Here is an 18112-nt window from a genome sequence, read left to right on the forward strand (position 1 = left end):
ATTTCATGCTTAAAACTAAAATTGTGCTGATTTCAGCACTGGTTTCCTGCGCCCTGGTTTCCGGGTGTAAGGATGATAAAACGTCCTCTGTTGCGATTGAATTTATGCACTCTTCTGTTGAACAGGAGCGGCAGGCGGTTATTGCAAAACTGATTGAGCGTTTTGAAAAAGAGAACCCGGGGATCAGTGTCAAACAGGTTCCTGTAGAAGAAGATGCGTACAACACCAAGGTCATTACCCTGGCGCGGAGTGGTTCTCTGCCTGAAGTCATTGAAACCAGCCATGACTACGCGAAAGTTATGGATAAAGAATCACTTATCGATCGTAAAGCCGTAGCGCAGGTCATCAACGCCGTAGGTGAAGGTACTTTTTATGATGGCGTGCTGCGTATTGTGCGCACTGAAGACGGTACCGCCTGGACCGGGGTTCCGGTTAGCGCCTGGATTGGCGGGATCTGGTATCGCAAAGATGTGCTGGCAAAAGCTGGGCTGGAAGAGCCAAAAGACTGGCAACAACTGCTGAGCGTGGCGCAGAAGCTAAACAATCCTGGTAGTAAGAAATATGGTATTGCGCTGCCCACGGCGGAAAGCGTTTTGACCGAACAGTCATTTTCCCAGTTCGCGCTCTCAAACCAGGCCAACGTTTTTGATGCGCAAGGAAAGATAACGCTCAACACACCTGAAATGGCGCAGGCGCTGCAGTATTACCGCCAATTGGCAATGAACACCATGCCGGGCTCAAACGACATCATGGAAGTCAAAGACGCGTTCATGAACGGCACGGCACCGATGGCGATTTATTCCACCTATATTCTCCCTGCAGTGATTAAAGAGGGCGATCCTAAAAATGTGGGCTTTATGGTGCCGACGGAAAAAAACTCTGCTGTTTACGGCATGCTGACGTCGTTAACCATTACCGCGGGTCAAAAGTCTGAAGAGACAGAAGCGGCAGAGAAATTTGTCACCTTCATGGAGCAGGCTGACAACATCGCGGACTGGGTCATGATGTCGCCAGGGGCGGCGCTGCCGGTCAACAAAGCGGTGGTGAATACCCCGACGTGGAAAGATAACACGGTCATCAAAGCGCTGGGTGAATTACCCGATCAACTGATTGCCGAACTGCCGAATATCCAGGTGTTTGGTGCCGTCGGCGATAAGAACTTCACCCGCATGGGCGACGTCACAGGCTCCGGTGTTGTGAGCTCAATGGTGCACAACGTGACGGTAGGCAAAGCCGACCTCGTCACCACGATTGAAGCGAGCCAGAAAAAACTGGATGACCTCGTTGAACAGCGCTAATGGGGAAATGGAAAGCCGTGATGAATAAGTTCTTTTCAGGTCGATCTGATATGCCATTCGCCATGCTGCTGTTGGCGCCCAGCTTGCTGTTGCTGGGCGGTTTAGTGGCGTGGCCGATGATATCAAATATCGAAATCAGCTTTATGCGACTGCCGCTGAATCCGCAAATTGAGTCTACGTTTGTCGGGCTGAGCAACTATATCCGTATCTTATCCGATCCCGGATTCTGGCATTCGCTGTGGATGACGGTCTGGTATACCGCGCTGGTTGTGGCAGGAAGCACGGTACTGGGGCTGGGCGTGGCGATGTTTTTTAACCGTGAGTTTCGTCTGCGGAAAACGGCGCGCTCACTGGTCATCCTCTCTTACGTGACGCCATCAATTTCGCTGGTGTTTGCCTGGAAATACATGTTCAACAACGGCTACGGCATTGTGAACTACCTCGGCGTGGATCTGTTGCATCTCTACGATCAGGCGCCGCTGTGGTTCGACAATCCCGGCAGCAGCTTCGCGCTGGTCGTGCTGTTCGCCATCTGGCGCTACTTTCCGTATGCCTTTATCTCGTTTCTGGCGATTTTACAGACGATTGATAAATCGTTGTATGAGGCGGCAGAAATGGACGGCGCGAACGCCTGGCAACGGTTTCGTATCGTCACGCTGCCAGCGATTATGCCGGTGCTGGCAACCGTGGTCACGCTGCGCACGATCTGGATGTTTTACATGTTCGCCGATGTTTATCTGCTGACCACTAAAGTCGATATTCTCGGGGTCTATCTCTATAAAACAGCGTTTGCATTTAACGACTTAGGCAAAGCGGCCGCTATTTCTGTCGTCCTCTTCGTCATTATTTTCGCTGTTATCCTGCTGACCAGAAAACGGGTGAACCTCAATGGCAACAAATAAGCGCACACTTGGCCGCATCGGCTTTTACTGTGGATTAATTGTCTTCCTGGGCATCACGCTATTCCCATTTTTTGTGATGCTGATGACCTCATTTAAAAGCGCCAAAGAGGCGATCTCGCTACATCCGACGCTGTTACCGCAGCAATGGACGCTGGAACATTACATCGACATCTTCAACCCGATGATTTTCCCGTTTGTTGACTACTTCCGTAATAGCCTGGTGGTATCGGTCACTTCTTCGGTGGTGGCGGTGTTTCTCGGCGTGCTCGGAGCGTATGCGCTTTCCCGCCTGCGTTTTAAAGGGCGAATGACCATCAATGCCAGCTTTTACACGGTGTACATGTTTTCGGGGATCCTGCTGGTGGTGCCGCTATTCAAAATCATTACGGCACTTGGCATCTATGACACCGAAATGGCGTTGATTATCACCATGGTCACCCAGACGCTGCCGACCGCGGTGTTCATGCTGAAAAGCTACTTCGACACCATTCCGGATGAAATAGAAGAAGCCGCGATGATGGATGGATTGAACCGTCTGCAGATCATCTTTCGCATTACCGTGCCGTTGGCGATGTCCGGTCTGGTTTCGGTCTTTGTGTACTGCTTTATGGTGGCGTGGAATGACTATCTGTTTGCCTCGATTTTCCTCTCCAGCGCCAGCAATTTTACCTTACCGGTCGGTCTGAACGCGCTGTTCAGTACGCCTGACTATATCTGGGGACGCATGATGGCGGCATCGTTAGTCACCGCATTGCCGGTTGTCATTATGTATGCGCTTTCCGAACGTTTTATTAAAAGTGGTTTGACCGCAGGCGGCGTGAAAGGCTAAGCGGCCAGTTTAATTAAGGAGTTGTAAATGAAGAAGTTAGTTGCCACAGAACCGCGTGTTGCGGCGCTGGTGGAATATGAAGACAGAGCTGTATCCGCCAATGAAGTGAAAGTTCGCGTTCGCTTTGGTGCGCCAAAACATGGCACGGAAGTGGTCGATTTTCGCGCTGCCAGTCCGTTTATTGACGAAGATTTCAACGGCGAATGGCAAATGTTCATGCCGCGTCCGGAAGGGGCGCCGCGCGGGATTGAATTCGGCAAGTTCCAGCTTGGCAACATGGTGGTGGGCGATGTTATTGAGTGTGGCAGCGATGTGACCGAATACGCCGTTGGCGATTCAGTTTGCGGCTACGGCCCACTGGCAGAAACGGTTTTCTTTAATGCGGTAAACAACTACAAACTGCGCAAAATGCCGGAAGGTAGTTCGTGGAAAAATGCCGTGTGCTATGACCCGGCACAGTTCGCCATGAGTGGCGTGCGCGACGCCAATGTGCGCGTCGGCGACTTTGTTGTCATCGTCGGCTTAGGGGCGATTGGCCAGATTGCCGTCCAACTGGCTAAGAAAGCGGGAGCCTCGGTGGTCATTGGCGTGGATCCGATTGCTCATCGTTGCGATATCGCGCGTCGTCATGGCGCGGATTTCTGTCTGAATCCTATTGGCACCGATGTCGGCATGGAAATTAAGAAGCTGACCGGCAAGCAGGGCGCGGATGTGATTATCGAAACCAGTGGCTATGCGGATGCGTTGCAATCGGCGTTACGCGGTCTGGCCTATGGTGGAACCATCTCCTATGTTGCTTTCGCGAAACCTTTTGCTGAAGGCTTCAACCTGGGGCGTGAAGCGCACTTCAACAACGCCAAAATTGTCTTCTCTCGTGCCTGCAGTGAGCCAAATCCGGATTATCCGCGCTGGAGCCGCAAGCGTATTGAGGAGACCTGTTGGGAACTGTTGATGAACGGTTACCTGAACTGTGAAGAACTTATTGACCCGGTAGTGACGTTTGCCAGCAGCCCGGAAAGCTATATGCAGTATGTCGATCGCCATCCGGAAAAGAGCATCAAAATGGGCGTGACGTTTTAATTAAGGAATGCAGAAGATGAAAATTGGAACACAGAACCAGGCTTTTTTTCCGGAAGATATTCTCGAGAAATTCCGTTACATCAAAGAGATGGGGTTTGACGGTTTTGAAATTGACGGCAAGCTGCTGGTTAACAACCTGGCAGAAGTGAAAGCAGCAATCAAAGAAACAGGCCTGCCCGTCACCACCGCCTGTGGAGGATATGACGGTTGGATCGGTGATTTTATCGAAGAGCGTCGTTTGAATGGCTTACAGCAGATTACCCGCATTCTCGAAGCGCTGGCCGAAGTCGGTGGGCAGGGCATTATTGTACCCGCTGCATGGGGCATGTTTACCTTCCGCTTACCGCCGATGACCTCTCCGCGCAGCCTGGCGGGTGATCGTAAAGCAGTAAGTGATTCATTGATTTATCTCGATAAAGTTGCCGAGCGTACGGGGACGGTGGTGTATCTGGAGCCGCTTAATCGCTATCAGGATCATATGATCAACACCCTGGCGGATGCCCGTCGCTATATCGTGGAAAACAACCTGAAGCATGTGCAAATCATTGGTGATTTTTACCATATGAATATCGAAGAAGACGATATGGCTCAGGCGCTGCATGACAATCGCGATCTGCTGGGACACGTCCATATTGCGGATAACCACCGTTATCAGCCGGGGAGCGGTACGCTGGATTTCACTGCGCTGTTTGATCAGTTGCGTGAAGATAATTATCAGGGTTACGTCGTGTACGAAGGGCGTGTACGGGCAGAGAACCTGCCGGAAGCGTACCGTCAGTCACTGGCCTGGCTGCGTACCTGCTAAGAGGATTTCTGTGAAAAGTGCACTGACAAGCTCTCCGCTACGCATCGCCATTATCGGCGCCGGGCAGGTGGCGGATAAAGTTCATGCTTCGTACTACTGCACCCGCAACGATCTGGAACTGGTGGCTGTCTGTGACAGCCGCCTGTCACAGGCGCAGGCGTTGGCAGAGAAATACGGCAATCCGCAGGTTTGGGACGATCCTCAGACGATGCTACGCGAGGCTAAGCCAGATATCGTCAGCATCTGTTCACCCAATCGTTTTCATTATGAACACACCATGTTGGCGCTGAACGCCGGATGCCATGTGATGTGTGAGAAACCTCCGGCGATGACGCCAGCCGAGGCGCTGGAAATGTGTAACACGGCGCGTCGAAGGGGGAAAGTTCTGGCTTATGATTTTCATCATCGTTTCGCACTGGATACGCAGCTGCTTCGTGAGCAGGTGATGGCCGGCGTGCTGGGTGAAATCTATGTCACCAATGTCCGCGCTTTGCGCCGCTGCGGCGTGCCCGGCTGGGGGGTATTTACCAACAAAGAACTGCAGGGCGGCGGGCCGCTGATTGATCTCGGCATCCATATGCTTGATGCCGCCATGTATGTGCTGGGGTTTCCGGCAGTAAAGCGCGTTAACGCACACAGTTATCAACGCATTGGCACGCGTAAAAACAGCGGCCAGTTTGGGAAATGGGATCCCGAGACGTATACCGTGGAGGATTCTCTGTTCGGGACGATTGAATTTCATAACGGCGGTATCCTGCGACTGGAAACCTCTTTTGCGCTGAATATCCCGGAACAATCGATTATGAACGTTAATTTCTGCGGCGATCTGGCAGGGGCGACGTTATTCCCGGCCCAGGTTTATACCGATCGTGAGGGTACGCTTGACGTACTGCTTCAGCGCGAAATGGCCGATGACAATCGTCATTATCGCAGCATGGAAGCTTTTGTGAATCATGTCCAGGGCGAGCCTGTCACTATTGCTGACGCAGAGCAAGGCGCCGTTATTCAACAACTGGTTGCCGCACTGTATCAATCGGCTGAAACAGGGACCTACGTAGACTTATGACGAGGCCAGTAATGCTAACTGAACCGGCTTTTTGCCCACACAACCTGAATAAATATGCGTCACTCATGACGACCGGTAACGGTTATATGGGGATTCGCGCCAGCCACGAGGAAGCCTACACCTTACAAACTCGCGGCATGTACCTTGCAGGACTGTATCACCGGGCAGGGAAAGGCGAGATTAATGAACTGGTTAATCTGCCTGATGTGGTGGGGGTGGAGATTTCACTCAATGGTGAGATTTTCTCGCTCACCAGCGGCGTTATCGAAAGCTGGCAACGTGAACTGGATTTTTCCAGTGGGGAATTACGCCGTACGCTTACCTGGCGTGCGTCTGGCGGGGCGCGTTTTGCCATTGAGAGCCGGCGATTTGTCTCGGCACAAAAACTGCCGCTGTTTGCTATGGAAGTTGTCGTCACGCCACTGGATGGCGATGCCAGCATTGGTATCTCGACCGGAATTGACGCCACGATGACCAATCATGGTCGTCAGCATTTGGATGAAACGCAGGTCCGGGTCTTTGGCCAGCATCTTATGCAAGGGATTTACACCACCCAGGACAACCGCAATGATATTGCTATCACCACGTATTGCGATGTAGACGGTGCAGCGCAGCGCTGCTTCACCGCGAAAGAACGTCGGCTGTTACAACACAACAGCGTGCAGGCGAAAGCCGGACAGCGCGTCACGCTGACAAAAATTAGCTGGGTAGACTGGGCGAGCGAACGCAGCCTGTCGCTTGAGACCTGGGGACGCCAGTCGCTGCGCAACCTGGAAGTATGCGCGCAGCAAGGCTATGACGTTCTGCTTGCTGAGTCGGCTGCTAACTGGCATGCCTGGTGGCAAAATCGTCGCGTTCAGGTCACCAGCACTGATGCCAGCGATCAGCGAGCGCTGGACTATGCGCTCTATCATCTGCGTGTGATGACTCCTGACCACGATGAGCGCAGCAGTATTGCGGCCAAAGGTTTGACGGGGGAAGGGTATAAAGGCCACATATTCTGGGATACCGAGGTCTTTCTGTTACCGTTTCATCTCTTTACCGAGCCGAAAACCGCGAGAAGTTTGTTGCGTTACCGCTGGCATAATTTGTCGGGGGCGCGTGAGAAAGCCCGCCGTAACGGTTGGCAGGGAGCGCTTTTCCCTTGGGAAAGCGCTCGCAGCGGTGATGAGGAAACGCCTGAATTTGCGGCGATCAACATCCGTACCGGACTGCGTCAGAAAGTGGCCTCCGCGCAGGCTGAACATCACCTCGTGGCGGATATTGCCTGGGCGGTAATCAATTACTGGCATGCCTCAGGGGATCTAAACTTCATGTCCCGTGAGGGAATGACGCTGCTGCTGGAAACGGCGAAGTTCTGGATCAGCAGGGCGGTCATGGTTAATGATCGTTTAGAGATCCACGATGTGATTGGCCCGGATGAATACACTGAGCATGTGAACAACAACGCGTTCACCAACTACATGGCCTGGTACAACGTGGAACAGGCGCTGGGTTTTGCCCGTCGGTTGGGCTGCGGTGATGAGACGTTTATTCACCGCGCAGAGTATTTTTTACAGCATCTCTGGCGACCGGAAGTTCAGCCCGATGGCGTGCTACCTCAGGATGATACCTTCCTGAGCAAACCAGCTATCGATCTGTCACAGTACAAAGCCAAAGCGGGCAAGCAGACGATTTTGCTCGATTACTCCCGTGCAGAAGTCAATGAGATGCAAATTCTCAAACAGGCCGATGTGGTGATGCTGACCTACATGCTACCGGAGCAATTTTGCCCGCAAACCTGTCTGGCAAACCTGCGCTTTTACGAGCCGCGCACAATTCATGACTCCTCGTTGAGTAAAGCGATCCACGGGATTGTGGCAGCGCGTTGCGGTGATCCGGCTCAGGGCTATCGGTTCTGGCGTGAAGGATCGCTTATCGATCTCGGGGAGGACCCACATAGCTGCGATGACGGCATTCATGCTGCGGCAACGGGCGCCATCTGGCTGGGTGCAATCCAGGGTTTTGCCGGCGTGAATATTCGCCACGGGGAGTTACACCTTGCACCTGCCTTACCGACTCATTGGCAAACGCTGTGTTTCCCGCTGCGCTGGCAGGGCATCGATATGCAGGTAATCATTAATGCGGCTGAAATCCGTATTAACAGCACTGAACAGATTGTCCTTTGGGTCAATGGTGAAAAGGTCTCCGTGCAGGGGGAAACCGTAATCCGCAATGACGCCATTATTTCGCCCGCTTATGGGACCGCTACCACAAAAAGGGGCGATGAATGATACTCAAACCACAGGCCATCATTTTTGATTTGGATGGCGTGATTACCGATACCGCGCATCTGCATTTTCTGGCCTGGCGGCAGGTAGCCGATGAAATAGGGATTGTGATCGACGAAGTATTTAATGACAGCCTGAAAGGGATTAGTCGCGGCGAATCACTACAGCGTATTTTGCACCATGGTGGGAAGGCGGGGGCGTTTTCTCCCGAGGCCTGCGCACAATTGGCCGAGAGAAAAAACAGACTGTATGTCCATTCTTTGCGCCAGCTGACGGTTAACTCGGTATTACCGGGAATACGTGAGCTGTTGATGACGTTGCGGGAAGAACGGATTCCGGTGGGGTTGGCCTCTGTGTCGCGCAATGCCCCGGCTATTTTACAGGCGCTTAATCTTAGCTCTTGCTTTGATTTTTGTGCGGATGCGGCATTGATCACCCGCTCGAAACCGGATCCGGAAATTTTCCTGGCAGCCTGCGCGGGTCTTGCCGTTGACCCGCAACAATGTATTGGCATAGAAGATGCACAAGCGGGAATTGATGCAATCAACGCCTGCGGCATGCTTTCTGTCGGCATCGGTAAAGGGCTGAATGGGGCAGACTTGCTGCTTCCGGCAACCGAATTTCTGACGTGGCCGTGCTTATCGGCTTTCTGGCAACACGACAAGTAAAGGATTCAACATGGCACAGCTTTCGTTGCAACACATTCAAAAAATTTACGACAACCAGGTACACGTCGTTAAAGACTTCAATCTGGAAATTGAAGATAAAGAGTTTATTGTTTTTGTTGGACCTTCCGGCTGCGGGAAGTCAACTACGTTGCGCATGATCGCCGGTCTGGAGGAGATCAGCGGCGGCGATCTGTTGATTGACGGTAAACGGATGAACGATGTGCCGGCGAAATCACGCAACATTGCGATGGTTTTTCAGAACTACGCGTTGTACCCACACATGACCGTCTATGACAACATGGCGTTTGGTCTGAAAATGCAGAAAATAGCGCCTGCTGTGATTGAGGAGCGCGTCAACTGGGCGGCGCAGATCCTTGGTCTGCGCGATTATCTGCAGCGTAAACCCGGCGCGTTATCCGGTGGTCAGCGTCAGCGTGTGGCGCTGGGGCGTGCGATTGTACGCGAAGCGGGGGTCTTCCTGATGGATGAACCCTTATCGAATCTCGATGCCAAACTTCGCGTTCAGATGCGGGCTGAAATTAGCAAACTGCATCAGAAACTCAATACCACCATGATCTATGTTACCCACGACCAAACCGAAGCCATGACTATGGCGACGCGTATTGTGATTATGAAAGATGGCATCGTTCAGCAGGTTGGTGCGCCGAAAACGGTTTATAACCACCCGGCTAATATGTTTGTCGCCGGATTTATTGGCTCACCGGCCATGAACTTTATTCGTGGCGCGATTGATGGTGATAAGTTTGTTACTGAAACACTGAAATTAACGATTCCACAAAATAAATTAGCACAATTAAAAGCGCAGGGTTATGAACATCAGGCGGTCACTCTGGGAATTCGTCCTGAAGATATACACCCGCAGCTTAATAACGAAAATAGTATATCGGCAAAAATTAGCGTTGCAGAATTAACCGGCGCTGAATTTATGCTTTATACCATTGTTGGGGGGCATGAGTTGGTGGTCCGTGCTGGGGCAGTGAATGATTATCATGCAGGAGAAAATATCACTATTCATTTTGATATGGCGAAATGCCATTTCTTTGATGCTGAAACTGAAGTGGCTATTCAATAAAATTCCGGGGGGATAAATCCCCCCAAGCCTTGGGGCATTTTTGCGAGTATTTTAACAAGGAATAATAATGAAAACCCTACTGTCCGCTACTGCGCTGATTATGAGCGCAGGAATGGCCTGCGCGCAGGCTGCTGAAAATAATGACTGGCACTTTAATATTGGTGCTATGTACGAAATAGAAAACGTTGAAGGTCAGGGCGAAGATATGGATGGACTGGCTGAGCCGTCCGTCTATTTCAACGCCTCTAATGGGCCATGGAAAATATCGCTGGCCTATTATCAGGAAGGACCGGTTGATTACAGCGAAGGTAAGCGTGGTACCTGGTTTGATCGTCCGGAACTGGAAATTCGCTATCAATTTCTGGAAAGTGAGGATGTTAATTTCGGTTTGACCGGTGGCTTCCGTAATTACGGTTATCACTATGTCAATGAACCAGGAAACGACACCGCTAATATGCAGCGTTGGAAAGTTCAGCCGGACTGGGATGTTAAACTGACCGACGACCTGCGCTTTAGCGGTTGGCTGTCGATGTATCAATTCGTTAATGATTTGAATACTACTGGCTACTCCGATAGTCGTGTCGAAAGCGAGACCGGTCTGAATTACAGGTTTAACGAAACGGTGGGCTTAACGGTCAACTATTACCTTGAGCGCGGCTTTAATCTGGCTGATTCGCGCAATAATGGTGAGTTCTCAACCCAGGAAATTCGTGCATATTTACCGTTGTCTTTAGGCAATACCACCCTGACGCCGTATACCCGTCTGGGGCTTGATCGCTGGTCAAACTGGGACTGGCGAGATGATCCGGAACGTGAAGGCCATAATTTCAATCGTCTCGGTTTACTGTATGCATATGATTTCCAGAATGGTTTATCAATGTCACTGGAGTATGCCTATGAGTGGGAAGATCACGACGAAGGCGAAAGCGACAGATTCCATTATGCTGGTATAGGCGTGAACTACGCATTCTAAAATATACTGGGGCATGTATGCCCCAGTTTTTACACTAGTGAGTCGGCCAGCGATATTTGTGTGCTCACCGTGATATTTTGTAATCCTTTCTCACCCGCAATCAGGTTAAATAATAAATTACAGCTTTGTTCACCCAACTGCTGGGTAGGCACATCAATTCCCCCAGGAACGGGCGTGAGCATAAAAGACAACAGCTCATTACTGTAGCCCACAACGGCAAGTTGTTGCGGGATGGTTATATTTTTCTCAGCCGCCACGCGATATAAGCTCATTAATTTCAAGCTGTCGGTGGCAAATACGGCATCGGGTAACGGCTGCTGACTCAGTAATTTTCGTGAAGCAAGCAGGGCTGTTTCATGGGTATAGCCCCCGTCAACAATCCATTCATCGCGCATTTTAATATTATGCGCCTGAAGGCTGGCTTTATATCCGTTAACGCGATCGATAGAAACATGAACATCAAGCGGCGCGTGCAAACAGGCTATATTACGGTGCCCACTCTCAATCAGCGCATCAGTTAGCGTAATGCTGTCGCGATAATTATCTGTGTCTACAGAATAGACATTGGCGTAGTCGCCTTCAACCTTTCCAATAACCACGACCGGTACGTTGTATTTATCCAGCCTCGCAAAAAAAGATTCATCGGCGGGAGAGCTCAGCATAATGATACCTTTGATCAATTTCTGCTTAATTTTGCTCTCACATTTTTGTAAATCATCTTCAGTGCTTCGCGACGTCTGTAATATGACATCAAAACCGACCTCTTCAGCCTTGGCAGTAATAGCATGCAGCACTTCAGAGAAAAACGGATTACCGGCGGTTGTTTTTGCTGAACGGGTAGATATCACCATTATTGCATCAAACCCGGAAGAGGTGAGTGCGCGAGCAAGTTTATTGGGCTGGTACTGTAACTCATCAATAGCACGCAGCACTTTTTCAAGCGCTTCCGGCGAGATATTGGTTTGCTTATTAAGCACGCGCGATACCGTGGATTTTGATACGCCAGCGGCTCGTGCAATATCATAAATGGTAGGAGACATAGATCCCAAGCTCCGTCCGAGAGTCAATGGCGAACATATTATGGAGTTAATTGGCGAATGACAACAATATCGGAATGCGGGCAGAAAAATCAAAAAACTAACCGCAGTATGCGCAACCAGAGGAAGTCTCGTCCACGGGTGCAGAGGGTGATAATGCGATCGCAATATTTTCTTAAGAACTGGCGTATAGTGTGTTGGTTAAATCCAACCATCAGTCAGGAAGATATTATGTTGAAAAAAGGCGTATTAGCGTTGGCACTGGTCATCGGCATGCCGGTTTTTGCAGCCGAGCACTGGATTGATGTTCGCGTTCCTGAACAGTATCAACAGCAGCATATTCAGGGAGCGGTCAACATTCCATTAAAAGAGATGAAGGCGCGTATCGCTGCTGAAGTTCCTGATAAGACCGACACCGTGAAGCTTTACTGCAACTCCGGGCGTCAATCGGGGCAGGCGAAGGATATGTTGACGGAAATGGGCTACACGCAGGTGACCAACGAAGGTGGCATCAATCAGATAGCGCTTCCTAAAGTAGAGAATCAATAAACCGCCCGCATTCCTTCTGCTCCAGGCGGTAAGAATAATGCCGCCTGTTACAGCTCAGGTAGTTGATAAGTAAGAATTGACCCCTATCTTTACTTCCTGTTTGTTATAATTTCTTCGGTTCCTTCAGCAAAACGGGATGGCGATGAAGCGACTTAAAAATGAACTCAATTCGCTGGTTAATCGCGGCGTAGACCGGCATTTGCGCCTGGCTGTCACCGGACTTAGCCGTAGCGGTAAGACGGCGTTTATCACCGCGATGGTAAACCAGTTACTCAATATTCATGCCGGTGCGCGTCTGCCGTTGCTCAGTTGCGTGCGCGAAGAGCGTCTGCTCGGCGTTAAACGGGTTCCACAACGCGATTTTGGTATTCCGCGCTTTACCTATGATGAGGGACTGGCGCAGCTGTATGGCTCTCCGCCGACCTGGCCGACACCTACGCGCGGTGTGAGTGAAATACGCCTCGCGCTGCGCTACAAATCCAATGATTCATTACTACGCCACTTTAAAGACACCTCCACGCTGTACCTGGAAATCGTCGATTATCCGGGGGAGTGGCTGCTCGATTTACCGATGCTGGCCCAGGATTATCTCAGCTGGTCGCGGCAAATGACCGGATTATTACAGGGACAGCGGGGCGAATGGTCAGCAAGATGGCGGCAGTTATGCCAGGGGTTGGATCCGCTGGCGCCTGCTGATGAAAACCGTCTGGCGGAAATCGCTGCCGCCTGGACGGAGTATCTGCACCAGTGCAAGCAGCAGGGACTGCATTTTATTCAGCCGGGCCGTTTTGTTCTGCCTGGAGATATGGCGGGCGCGCCTGCGCTGCAGTTCTTCCCGTGGCCGGACGTTGATGCCTGGGGGGAATCGAAGCTGGCGCAGGCAGACAAACACACCAATGCGGGCATGCTGCGCGACAGGTTTAATTATTACTGTGAAAAAGTCGTGAAGGGATTTTATAAGAATCACTTCCTGCGCTTTGACCGTCAGATTGTGCTGGTCGATTGTCTGCAACCGCTCAACAGCGGGCCACAGGCGTTTAACGACATGCGTCTGGCACTCACCCAACTGATGCAAAGTTTCCATTATGGACAGCGCACGCTGTTTCGTCGGCTGTTTTCCCCGGTGATCGACAAACTGCTGTTTGCCGCCACCAAAGCCGACCATGTCACGGTCGATCAGCACGCCAATATGGTGTCGTTATTGCAGCAGTTGATCCAGGACGCCTGGCAAAACGCTGCGTTCGAAGGTATCAGCATGGATTGTCTGGGACTGGCATCAGTACAGGCAACCACCAGCGGCCTGATCGATGTGAAGGGCGAAAAGATCCCGGCGCTGCGTGGTCATCGTCTGAGCGATGGTGAACCGCTAACCGTTTATCCGGGGGAAGTGCCCGCGCGTTTACCTGGACAAGCATTCTGGGACAGTCAGGGCTTTCAGTTTGAGGCGTTTCGCCCGCAGGTTATGGATGTCGATAAACCCTTACCGCATATTCGTCTTGATGCCGCGATGGAGTTTTTAATAGGAGATAAATTGCGATGAGCGAGCCGTTAAAACCGCGTATCGATTTCTCAGGTCCGCTGGACGTGGAACAAAACGCGGCGTTTAAAACGCAGCAGATGTTCAACGAAACAGAGGCGCAGACTTTTTCTCCGGCGACAGTGGATGAACCTCTGCAAGACGAAGGTCAGGCTGAGGCCGTCATTGATGCGGCCCTACGCCCCAAACGCAGTTTGTGGCGCAAAATGGTGATGGGTGGGTTGGCGCTGTTTGGCGCGAGCGTTGTCGCTCAGGGCGTACAATGGACCATGAATGCCTGGCAGACTCAGGACTGGGTCGCGCTGGGAGGATGTGCCGCTGGCGCATTGATTATCGGCGCAGGTGTCGGATCGGTTGCGACCGAGTGGCGTCGGCTATGGCGTTTGCGCCAGCGTGCGCACGAGCGTGATGAAGCGCGAGATCTGCTCCACAGCCATGGAACCGGAAAAGGTCGTGCATTTTGTGAAAAGCTGGCGCAGCAGGCGGGTATCGATCAGTCCCATCCGGCGCTACAGCGCTGGTATGCCTCAATTCATGAAACGCAGAACGATCGCGAAGTCGTCAGCCTGTATGCCCATCTTGTGCAGCCGGTGCTGGACGCGCAGGCCCGACGTGAGATTAGCCGTTCAGCGGCGGAGTCCACGCTGATGATTGCCGTCAGTCCGCTGGCATTGGTGGATATGGCGTTTATTGCCTGGCGAAACCTGCGGCTGATTAATCGCATCGCATCGCTGTATGGCATTGAACTCGGTTATTACAGCCGCCTGCGTTTGTTCCGCCTGGTGCTGCTAAATATCGCTTTTGCCGGGGCCAGTGAGCTGGTGCGGGAAGTGGGAATGGACTGGATGTCGCAGGATTTAGCCGCTCGCTTATCGACGCGTGCCGCGCAGGGTATTGGCGCGGGGTTATTAACGGCGCGTCTGGGTATTAAAGCCATGGAACTTTGCCGACCGCTACCGTGGATCGATGACGATAAGCCACGACTGGGCGATTTTCGCCGTCAACTGATTGGTCAGGTGAAAGAAACCTTACAAAAGAACAAATCTCCGCGCGAAAGTTAGCTAAAAATTGGGCGCCAGTCGTTTAACTTTACGTCCCGGCGCCTGATTTTCCAGCAAGCTGTCAATATTTGTTGACAGAGTTCTTCCTGCAAACCCAATACTGTCTTATCATTTAATACATAATCCCTTGTCCAGGTGAAGGTTCCTATGCGTTTGGAAGTCTTTTGTGAAGACCGACTTGGTTTGACCCGCGAATTGCTCGATTTACTGGTGCTGAGAAGCATTGATTTACGCGGTATCGAGATTGACCCCATCGGGCGGATTTACCTCAATTTTGCGGAACTGGAGTTCACCAACTTCAGTAGCCTGATGGCTGAAATCCGCCGTATTTCAGGGGTCACGGATGTGCGTACCGTGCCCTGGATGCCTTCCGAACGAGAACATCTTGCGCTGAGCGCGCTGCTTGAGGCGTTACCAGAACCGGTCCTTTCTCTGGATATGAAAAGCAAAATCGAGATGGCGAACCCTGCGAGCTGCCAGCTTTTCGCGCACACTCAGGATCGGATGCGCAATCATACCGCCGCCCAGTTAATCAATGGGTTTAACTTCCAGCGCTGGCTCGAAAGCAATCCGCAGGATTCTCATAGCGAGCATGTCGTAATTAACGGACAGAACTTCCTGATGGAGATTACGCCTGTCCATTTGCAGGGTGAAAATCAGGAGCAGATGCTGACTGGTGCTGTTGTCATGCTGCGATCCACCATCCGAATGGGGCGTCAGCTGCAAAATATGACTACGCAGGATCTGAGCGCGTTTAGCCAGATTATTGCCGTCAGCGCCAAAATGAAACACGTAGTGGAACAGGCGCGTAAGCTGGCGACACTGAGTGCGCCGCTGCTGATTACTGGTAATACCGGCACCGGCAAAGATCTCTTTGCCCATGCCTGCCACCTGGCAAGCCCGCGTGCGTCGAAGCCGTATCTGGCGCTGAACTGCGCGTCAATTCCTGAAGATGCGGTCGAAAGTGAGTTGTTTGGCCATGCCCCGGAAGGCAAAAAAGGCTTCTTTGAGCAGGCGAATGGCGGCTCGGTTCTGTTAGATGAAATTGGCGAAATGTCGCCGCGTATGCAGACCAAATTGCTGCGTTTTCTCAATGACGGCACGTTCCGCCGCGTGGGAGAAGATCACGAAGTTCATGTTGATGTCCGCGTGATTTGCGCGACGCAAAAAAACCTTGTGGAAATGGTGCAGAAAGGGCTTTTCCGTGAAGATCTCTATTATCGTCTGAATGTACTGACGCTAAATCTGCCGCCGCTACGCGATTGCCCGCAGGATATTATGCCGCTTACCGAACTGTTTGTGGCGCGCTTCGCCGACGAGCAGGGCGTGCCGCGTCCGAAGCTGTCTGCCGATCTCAGCACGGTGTTAACCCGCTACGGTTGGCCGGGCAACGTGCGTCAGCTTAAAAATGCCATCTACCGGGCGCTGACCCAGCTTGAAGGCTATGAGCTGCGGCCGCAGGATATTTTACTGCCGGATTACGATGCGGCAACGGTTGCGGTCGGAGAAGAGGTGATGGAAGGATCGCTGGATGAAATTACCAGCCGCTTTGAACGCTCTGTGCTGACGCAGCTTTATATGAATTATCCCAGCACGCGCAAACTGGCCAAGCGTCTCGGCGTTTCGCACACCGCGATTGCCAACAAATTACGTGAATACGGCCTGAGCCAGCAGAAAAAAAGCGAAGAGTAACGCGGTAAATGAAAATGCCTCCTGGCCGGAGTAATGCTTGTCAGTTAAGCATTATGGAGAACATGTGATTTCGGCTCAGGGTTCCGTTCACCTCAGTGGTATCACTTTTCTGAAGCGCAGATATCTGTGAACGTGCAAGGGAGGCTCACCGCCGCCTCCCTTGCAACCCAGGCTCCCGGCGGGAAAATCGTCGCTGTGCGATTCATTCGTCTTATGCCGTCTGCCTGTCGGGTCGGGGCCGGGCCTGCGTCCCTGCAGGCCGCCCCCTCTGCCCGCATCCCTGCGGGCAGACCCGGTCAGCCGTCAACGCCTCATCGATTTTCAGCCGGACCGGGGTCATCGCTGCTGCGCACTGACTTCCAGTTAAATCTGTTTTGCTGTTCAGATATATTCCAATAAAAGTGCAGGAGGTCAGGTGTGGGCTGGTCCGGCTGAAAATTGCCGACGTGTTTCCGTAAGGCCGGGAGAACCCGCAGGGATGCGGGTTCAGGGCGCGTTTTGCAGGGATGCTACCTCGCGCCCGGCCCGGTAGCCTGGAGGAATAAACGGAGGGAACCGCGGAGCGGCAATTTTCCAGCCGGGAGCCGGGATTGTTAAGGGTACGGCGATAGTACCCTTAACACGTTCACAGGTTGTATTGCCTCAGAGAAGTGACAAACATAAGGTGAACGTAGCAATACGCCGGAGGCAACAGATTCATTACCTCCGTATGTGCAAGACGTGGCTTAAGCTTTCAGTACGTCCAGCGCAGCAGTGTAGTCTGGCTCGTTGGTGATTTCATTGACCAGTTGGCTGAAAACGACGTTGTCATTTTCATCAATAACGACCACGGCACGTGCGGCCAGACCTTTCAGTGGGCCTTCAGCGATTTCTACGCCGTAGTTTTTCAGAAATTCTGCGTTGCGCAGGGTGGACAGCGTGATAACGTTGCTCAGACCTTCCGCGCCGCAAAAACGTGAATGGGCGAATGGCAGGTCGGCCGAAATGCACAGTACGACGGTATTGTCGATTTCTGTCGCCAGTTGGTTAAACTTACGTACCGATGCCGCACAAACGCCGGTATCGATGCTTGGGAAAATATTCAGCACTTTGCGCTTGCCTGCGAACTGGCCCAGCGTAACGTCAGACAGGTCTTTAGCCACAAGGGTAAAAGCCTGAGCTTTGCTTCCAGCCTGAGGAATTGAGCCGGCAACTGTAACCGGGTTGCCCTGGAAATGAACGGTTTGTGACATGGTTATCTTCCTGTTTACAT

16 protein-coding genes are annotated in these 18112 nt (G+C 52.0%); 14 read left to right on the plus strand and 2 right to left on the minus strand.

The features are described 5' to 3' along the window. Window positions 1-5: 5 nt before the first annotated feature. From ABIE10_RS02070 to ABIE10_RS02115, 10 genes are all read left to right on the plus strand, one after another. Window positions 6-1298, plus strand: a complete 1293-nt coding sequence (locus tag ABIE10_RS02070; protein ID WP_019076863.1) for an ABC transporter substrate-binding protein — start codon at window positions 6-8, stop codon at window positions 1296-1298. 20 nt (window positions 1299-1318) lie between these two features. Then, entirely contained in the window at window positions 1319-2200 is an 882-nt protein-coding gene (locus ABIE10_RS02075) for a carbohydrate ABC transporter permease (protein ID WP_003840754.1), read from the plus strand. Further along, window positions 2187-3029 carry a carbohydrate ABC transporter permease gene (locus tag ABIE10_RS02080; RefSeq protein ID WP_003020474.1) on the plus strand — a complete coding sequence of 281 codons (843 nt, stop codon included), beginning with the start codon at window positions 2187-2189 and terminating at the stop codon, window positions 3027-3029. The genes ABIE10_RS02075 and ABIE10_RS02080 overlap by 14 nt, the downstream gene beginning before the upstream one ends. Before the next feature lie 27 nt (window positions 3030-3056). Next, window positions 3057-4109 carry a zinc-dependent alcohol dehydrogenase gene (locus ABIE10_RS02085; protein ID WP_016153224.1) on the plus strand — a complete coding sequence of 351 codons (1053 nt, stop codon included), beginning with the start codon at window positions 3057-3059 and terminating at the stop codon, window positions 4107-4109. A gap of 16 nt (window positions 4110-4125) precedes the next feature. Next, window positions 4126-4914 carry a sugar phosphate isomerase/epimerase family protein gene (locus tag ABIE10_RS02090; protein WP_181632302.1) on the plus strand — a complete coding sequence of 263 codons (789 nt, stop codon included), beginning with the start codon at window positions 4126-4128 and terminating at the stop codon, window positions 4912-4914. Between the two features lie 10 nt (window positions 4915-4924). Beyond that, window positions 4925-5980: a Gfo/Idh/MocA family protein gene (locus ABIE10_RS02095; protein ID WP_429154537.1), complete on the plus strand. Its 1056-nt coding sequence runs from the start codon at window positions 4925-4927 to the stop codon at window positions 5978-5980. Continuing rightward, a complete protein-coding gene (locus tag ABIE10_RS02100; RefSeq protein ID WP_429154539.1) occupies window positions 5977-8253 on the plus strand; it encodes a glycoside hydrolase family 65 protein in 2277 nt (758 codons plus the stop codon). Before ABIE10_RS02095 ends, ABIE10_RS02100 begins: the two co-directional genes overlap by 4 nt. Continuing rightward, entirely contained in the window at window positions 8250-8918 is a 669-nt protein-coding gene (pgmB, locus tag ABIE10_RS02105; protein WP_429154542.1) for a beta-phosphoglucomutase, read from the plus strand. The genes ABIE10_RS02100 and pgmB overlap by 4 nt, the downstream gene beginning before the upstream one ends. 10 nt (window positions 8919-8928) lie before the next feature. Continuing rightward, window positions 8929-10011 (plus strand): ABC transporter ATP-binding protein, encoded by a 1083-nt coding sequence (locus tag ABIE10_RS02110; RefSeq protein ID WP_016153219.1) that lies wholly within the window; start codon window positions 8929-8931, stop codon window positions 10009-10011. Window positions 10012-10078: 67 nt separating this feature from the next. Further along, window positions 10079-10984, plus strand: a complete 906-nt coding sequence (locus tag ABIE10_RS02115) for an OmpG family monomeric porin (protein ID WP_016156630.1) — start codon at window positions 10079-10081, stop codon at window positions 10982-10984. Between the two features lie 29 nt (window positions 10985-11013). On the opposite strand, the gene ABIE10_RS02120 is transcribed toward ABIE10_RS02115, so the two are convergent. Further along, window positions 11014-12024 carry a LacI family DNA-binding transcriptional regulator gene (locus ABIE10_RS02120; protein ID WP_016153217.1) on the minus strand — a complete coding sequence of 337 codons (1011 nt, stop codon included), beginning with the start codon at window positions 12022-12024 and terminating at the stop codon, window positions 11014-11016. A gap of 228 nt (window positions 12025-12252) precedes the next feature. Here ABIE10_RS02120 and pspE point away from each other — a divergent pair, with 228 nt between their 5' ends. From pspE to tyrR, 4 genes are all read left to right on the plus strand, one after another. Continuing rightward, on the plus strand, window positions 12253-12570 hold the full coding sequence (pspE, locus tag ABIE10_RS02125) for a thiosulfate sulfurtransferase PspE (protein WP_016153216.1): 318 nt from the start codon (window positions 12253-12255) through the stop codon (window positions 12568-12570). A gap of 142 nt (window positions 12571-12712) precedes the next feature. Beyond that, window positions 12713-14110, plus strand: coding sequence for a YcjX family protein (locus ABIE10_RS02130; RefSeq protein ID WP_016153215.1), 1398 nt, complete (start codon window positions 12713-12715; stop codon window positions 14108-14110). Then, on the plus strand, window positions 14107-15168 hold the full coding sequence (locus ABIE10_RS02135; protein ID WP_429154545.1) for a TIGR01620 family protein: 1062 nt from the start codon (window positions 14107-14109) through the stop codon (window positions 15166-15168). Before ABIE10_RS02130 ends, ABIE10_RS02135 begins: the two co-directional genes overlap by 4 nt. 147 nt (window positions 15169-15315) lie before the next feature. Beyond that, entirely contained in the window at window positions 15316-16860 is a 1545-nt protein-coding gene (gene tyrR, locus ABIE10_RS02140; protein WP_016153213.1) for a transcriptional regulator TyrR, read from the plus strand. Window positions 16861-17585: 725 nt separating this feature from the next. Here the strand turns inward: tyrR and tpx are convergent. After that, entirely contained in the window at window positions 17586-18092 is a 507-nt protein-coding gene (gene tpx, locus ABIE10_RS02145; protein WP_016153212.1) for a thiol peroxidase, read from the minus strand. Between the last annotated feature and the right edge of the window lie 20 nt (window positions 18093-18112).

The organism is Citrobacter sp. 506 (assembly GCF_050434985.1).
In the GTDB taxonomy this organism is placed as follows: domain Bacteria; phylum Pseudomonadota; class Gammaproteobacteria; order Enterobacterales; family Enterobacteriaceae; genus Citrobacter; species Citrobacter braakii.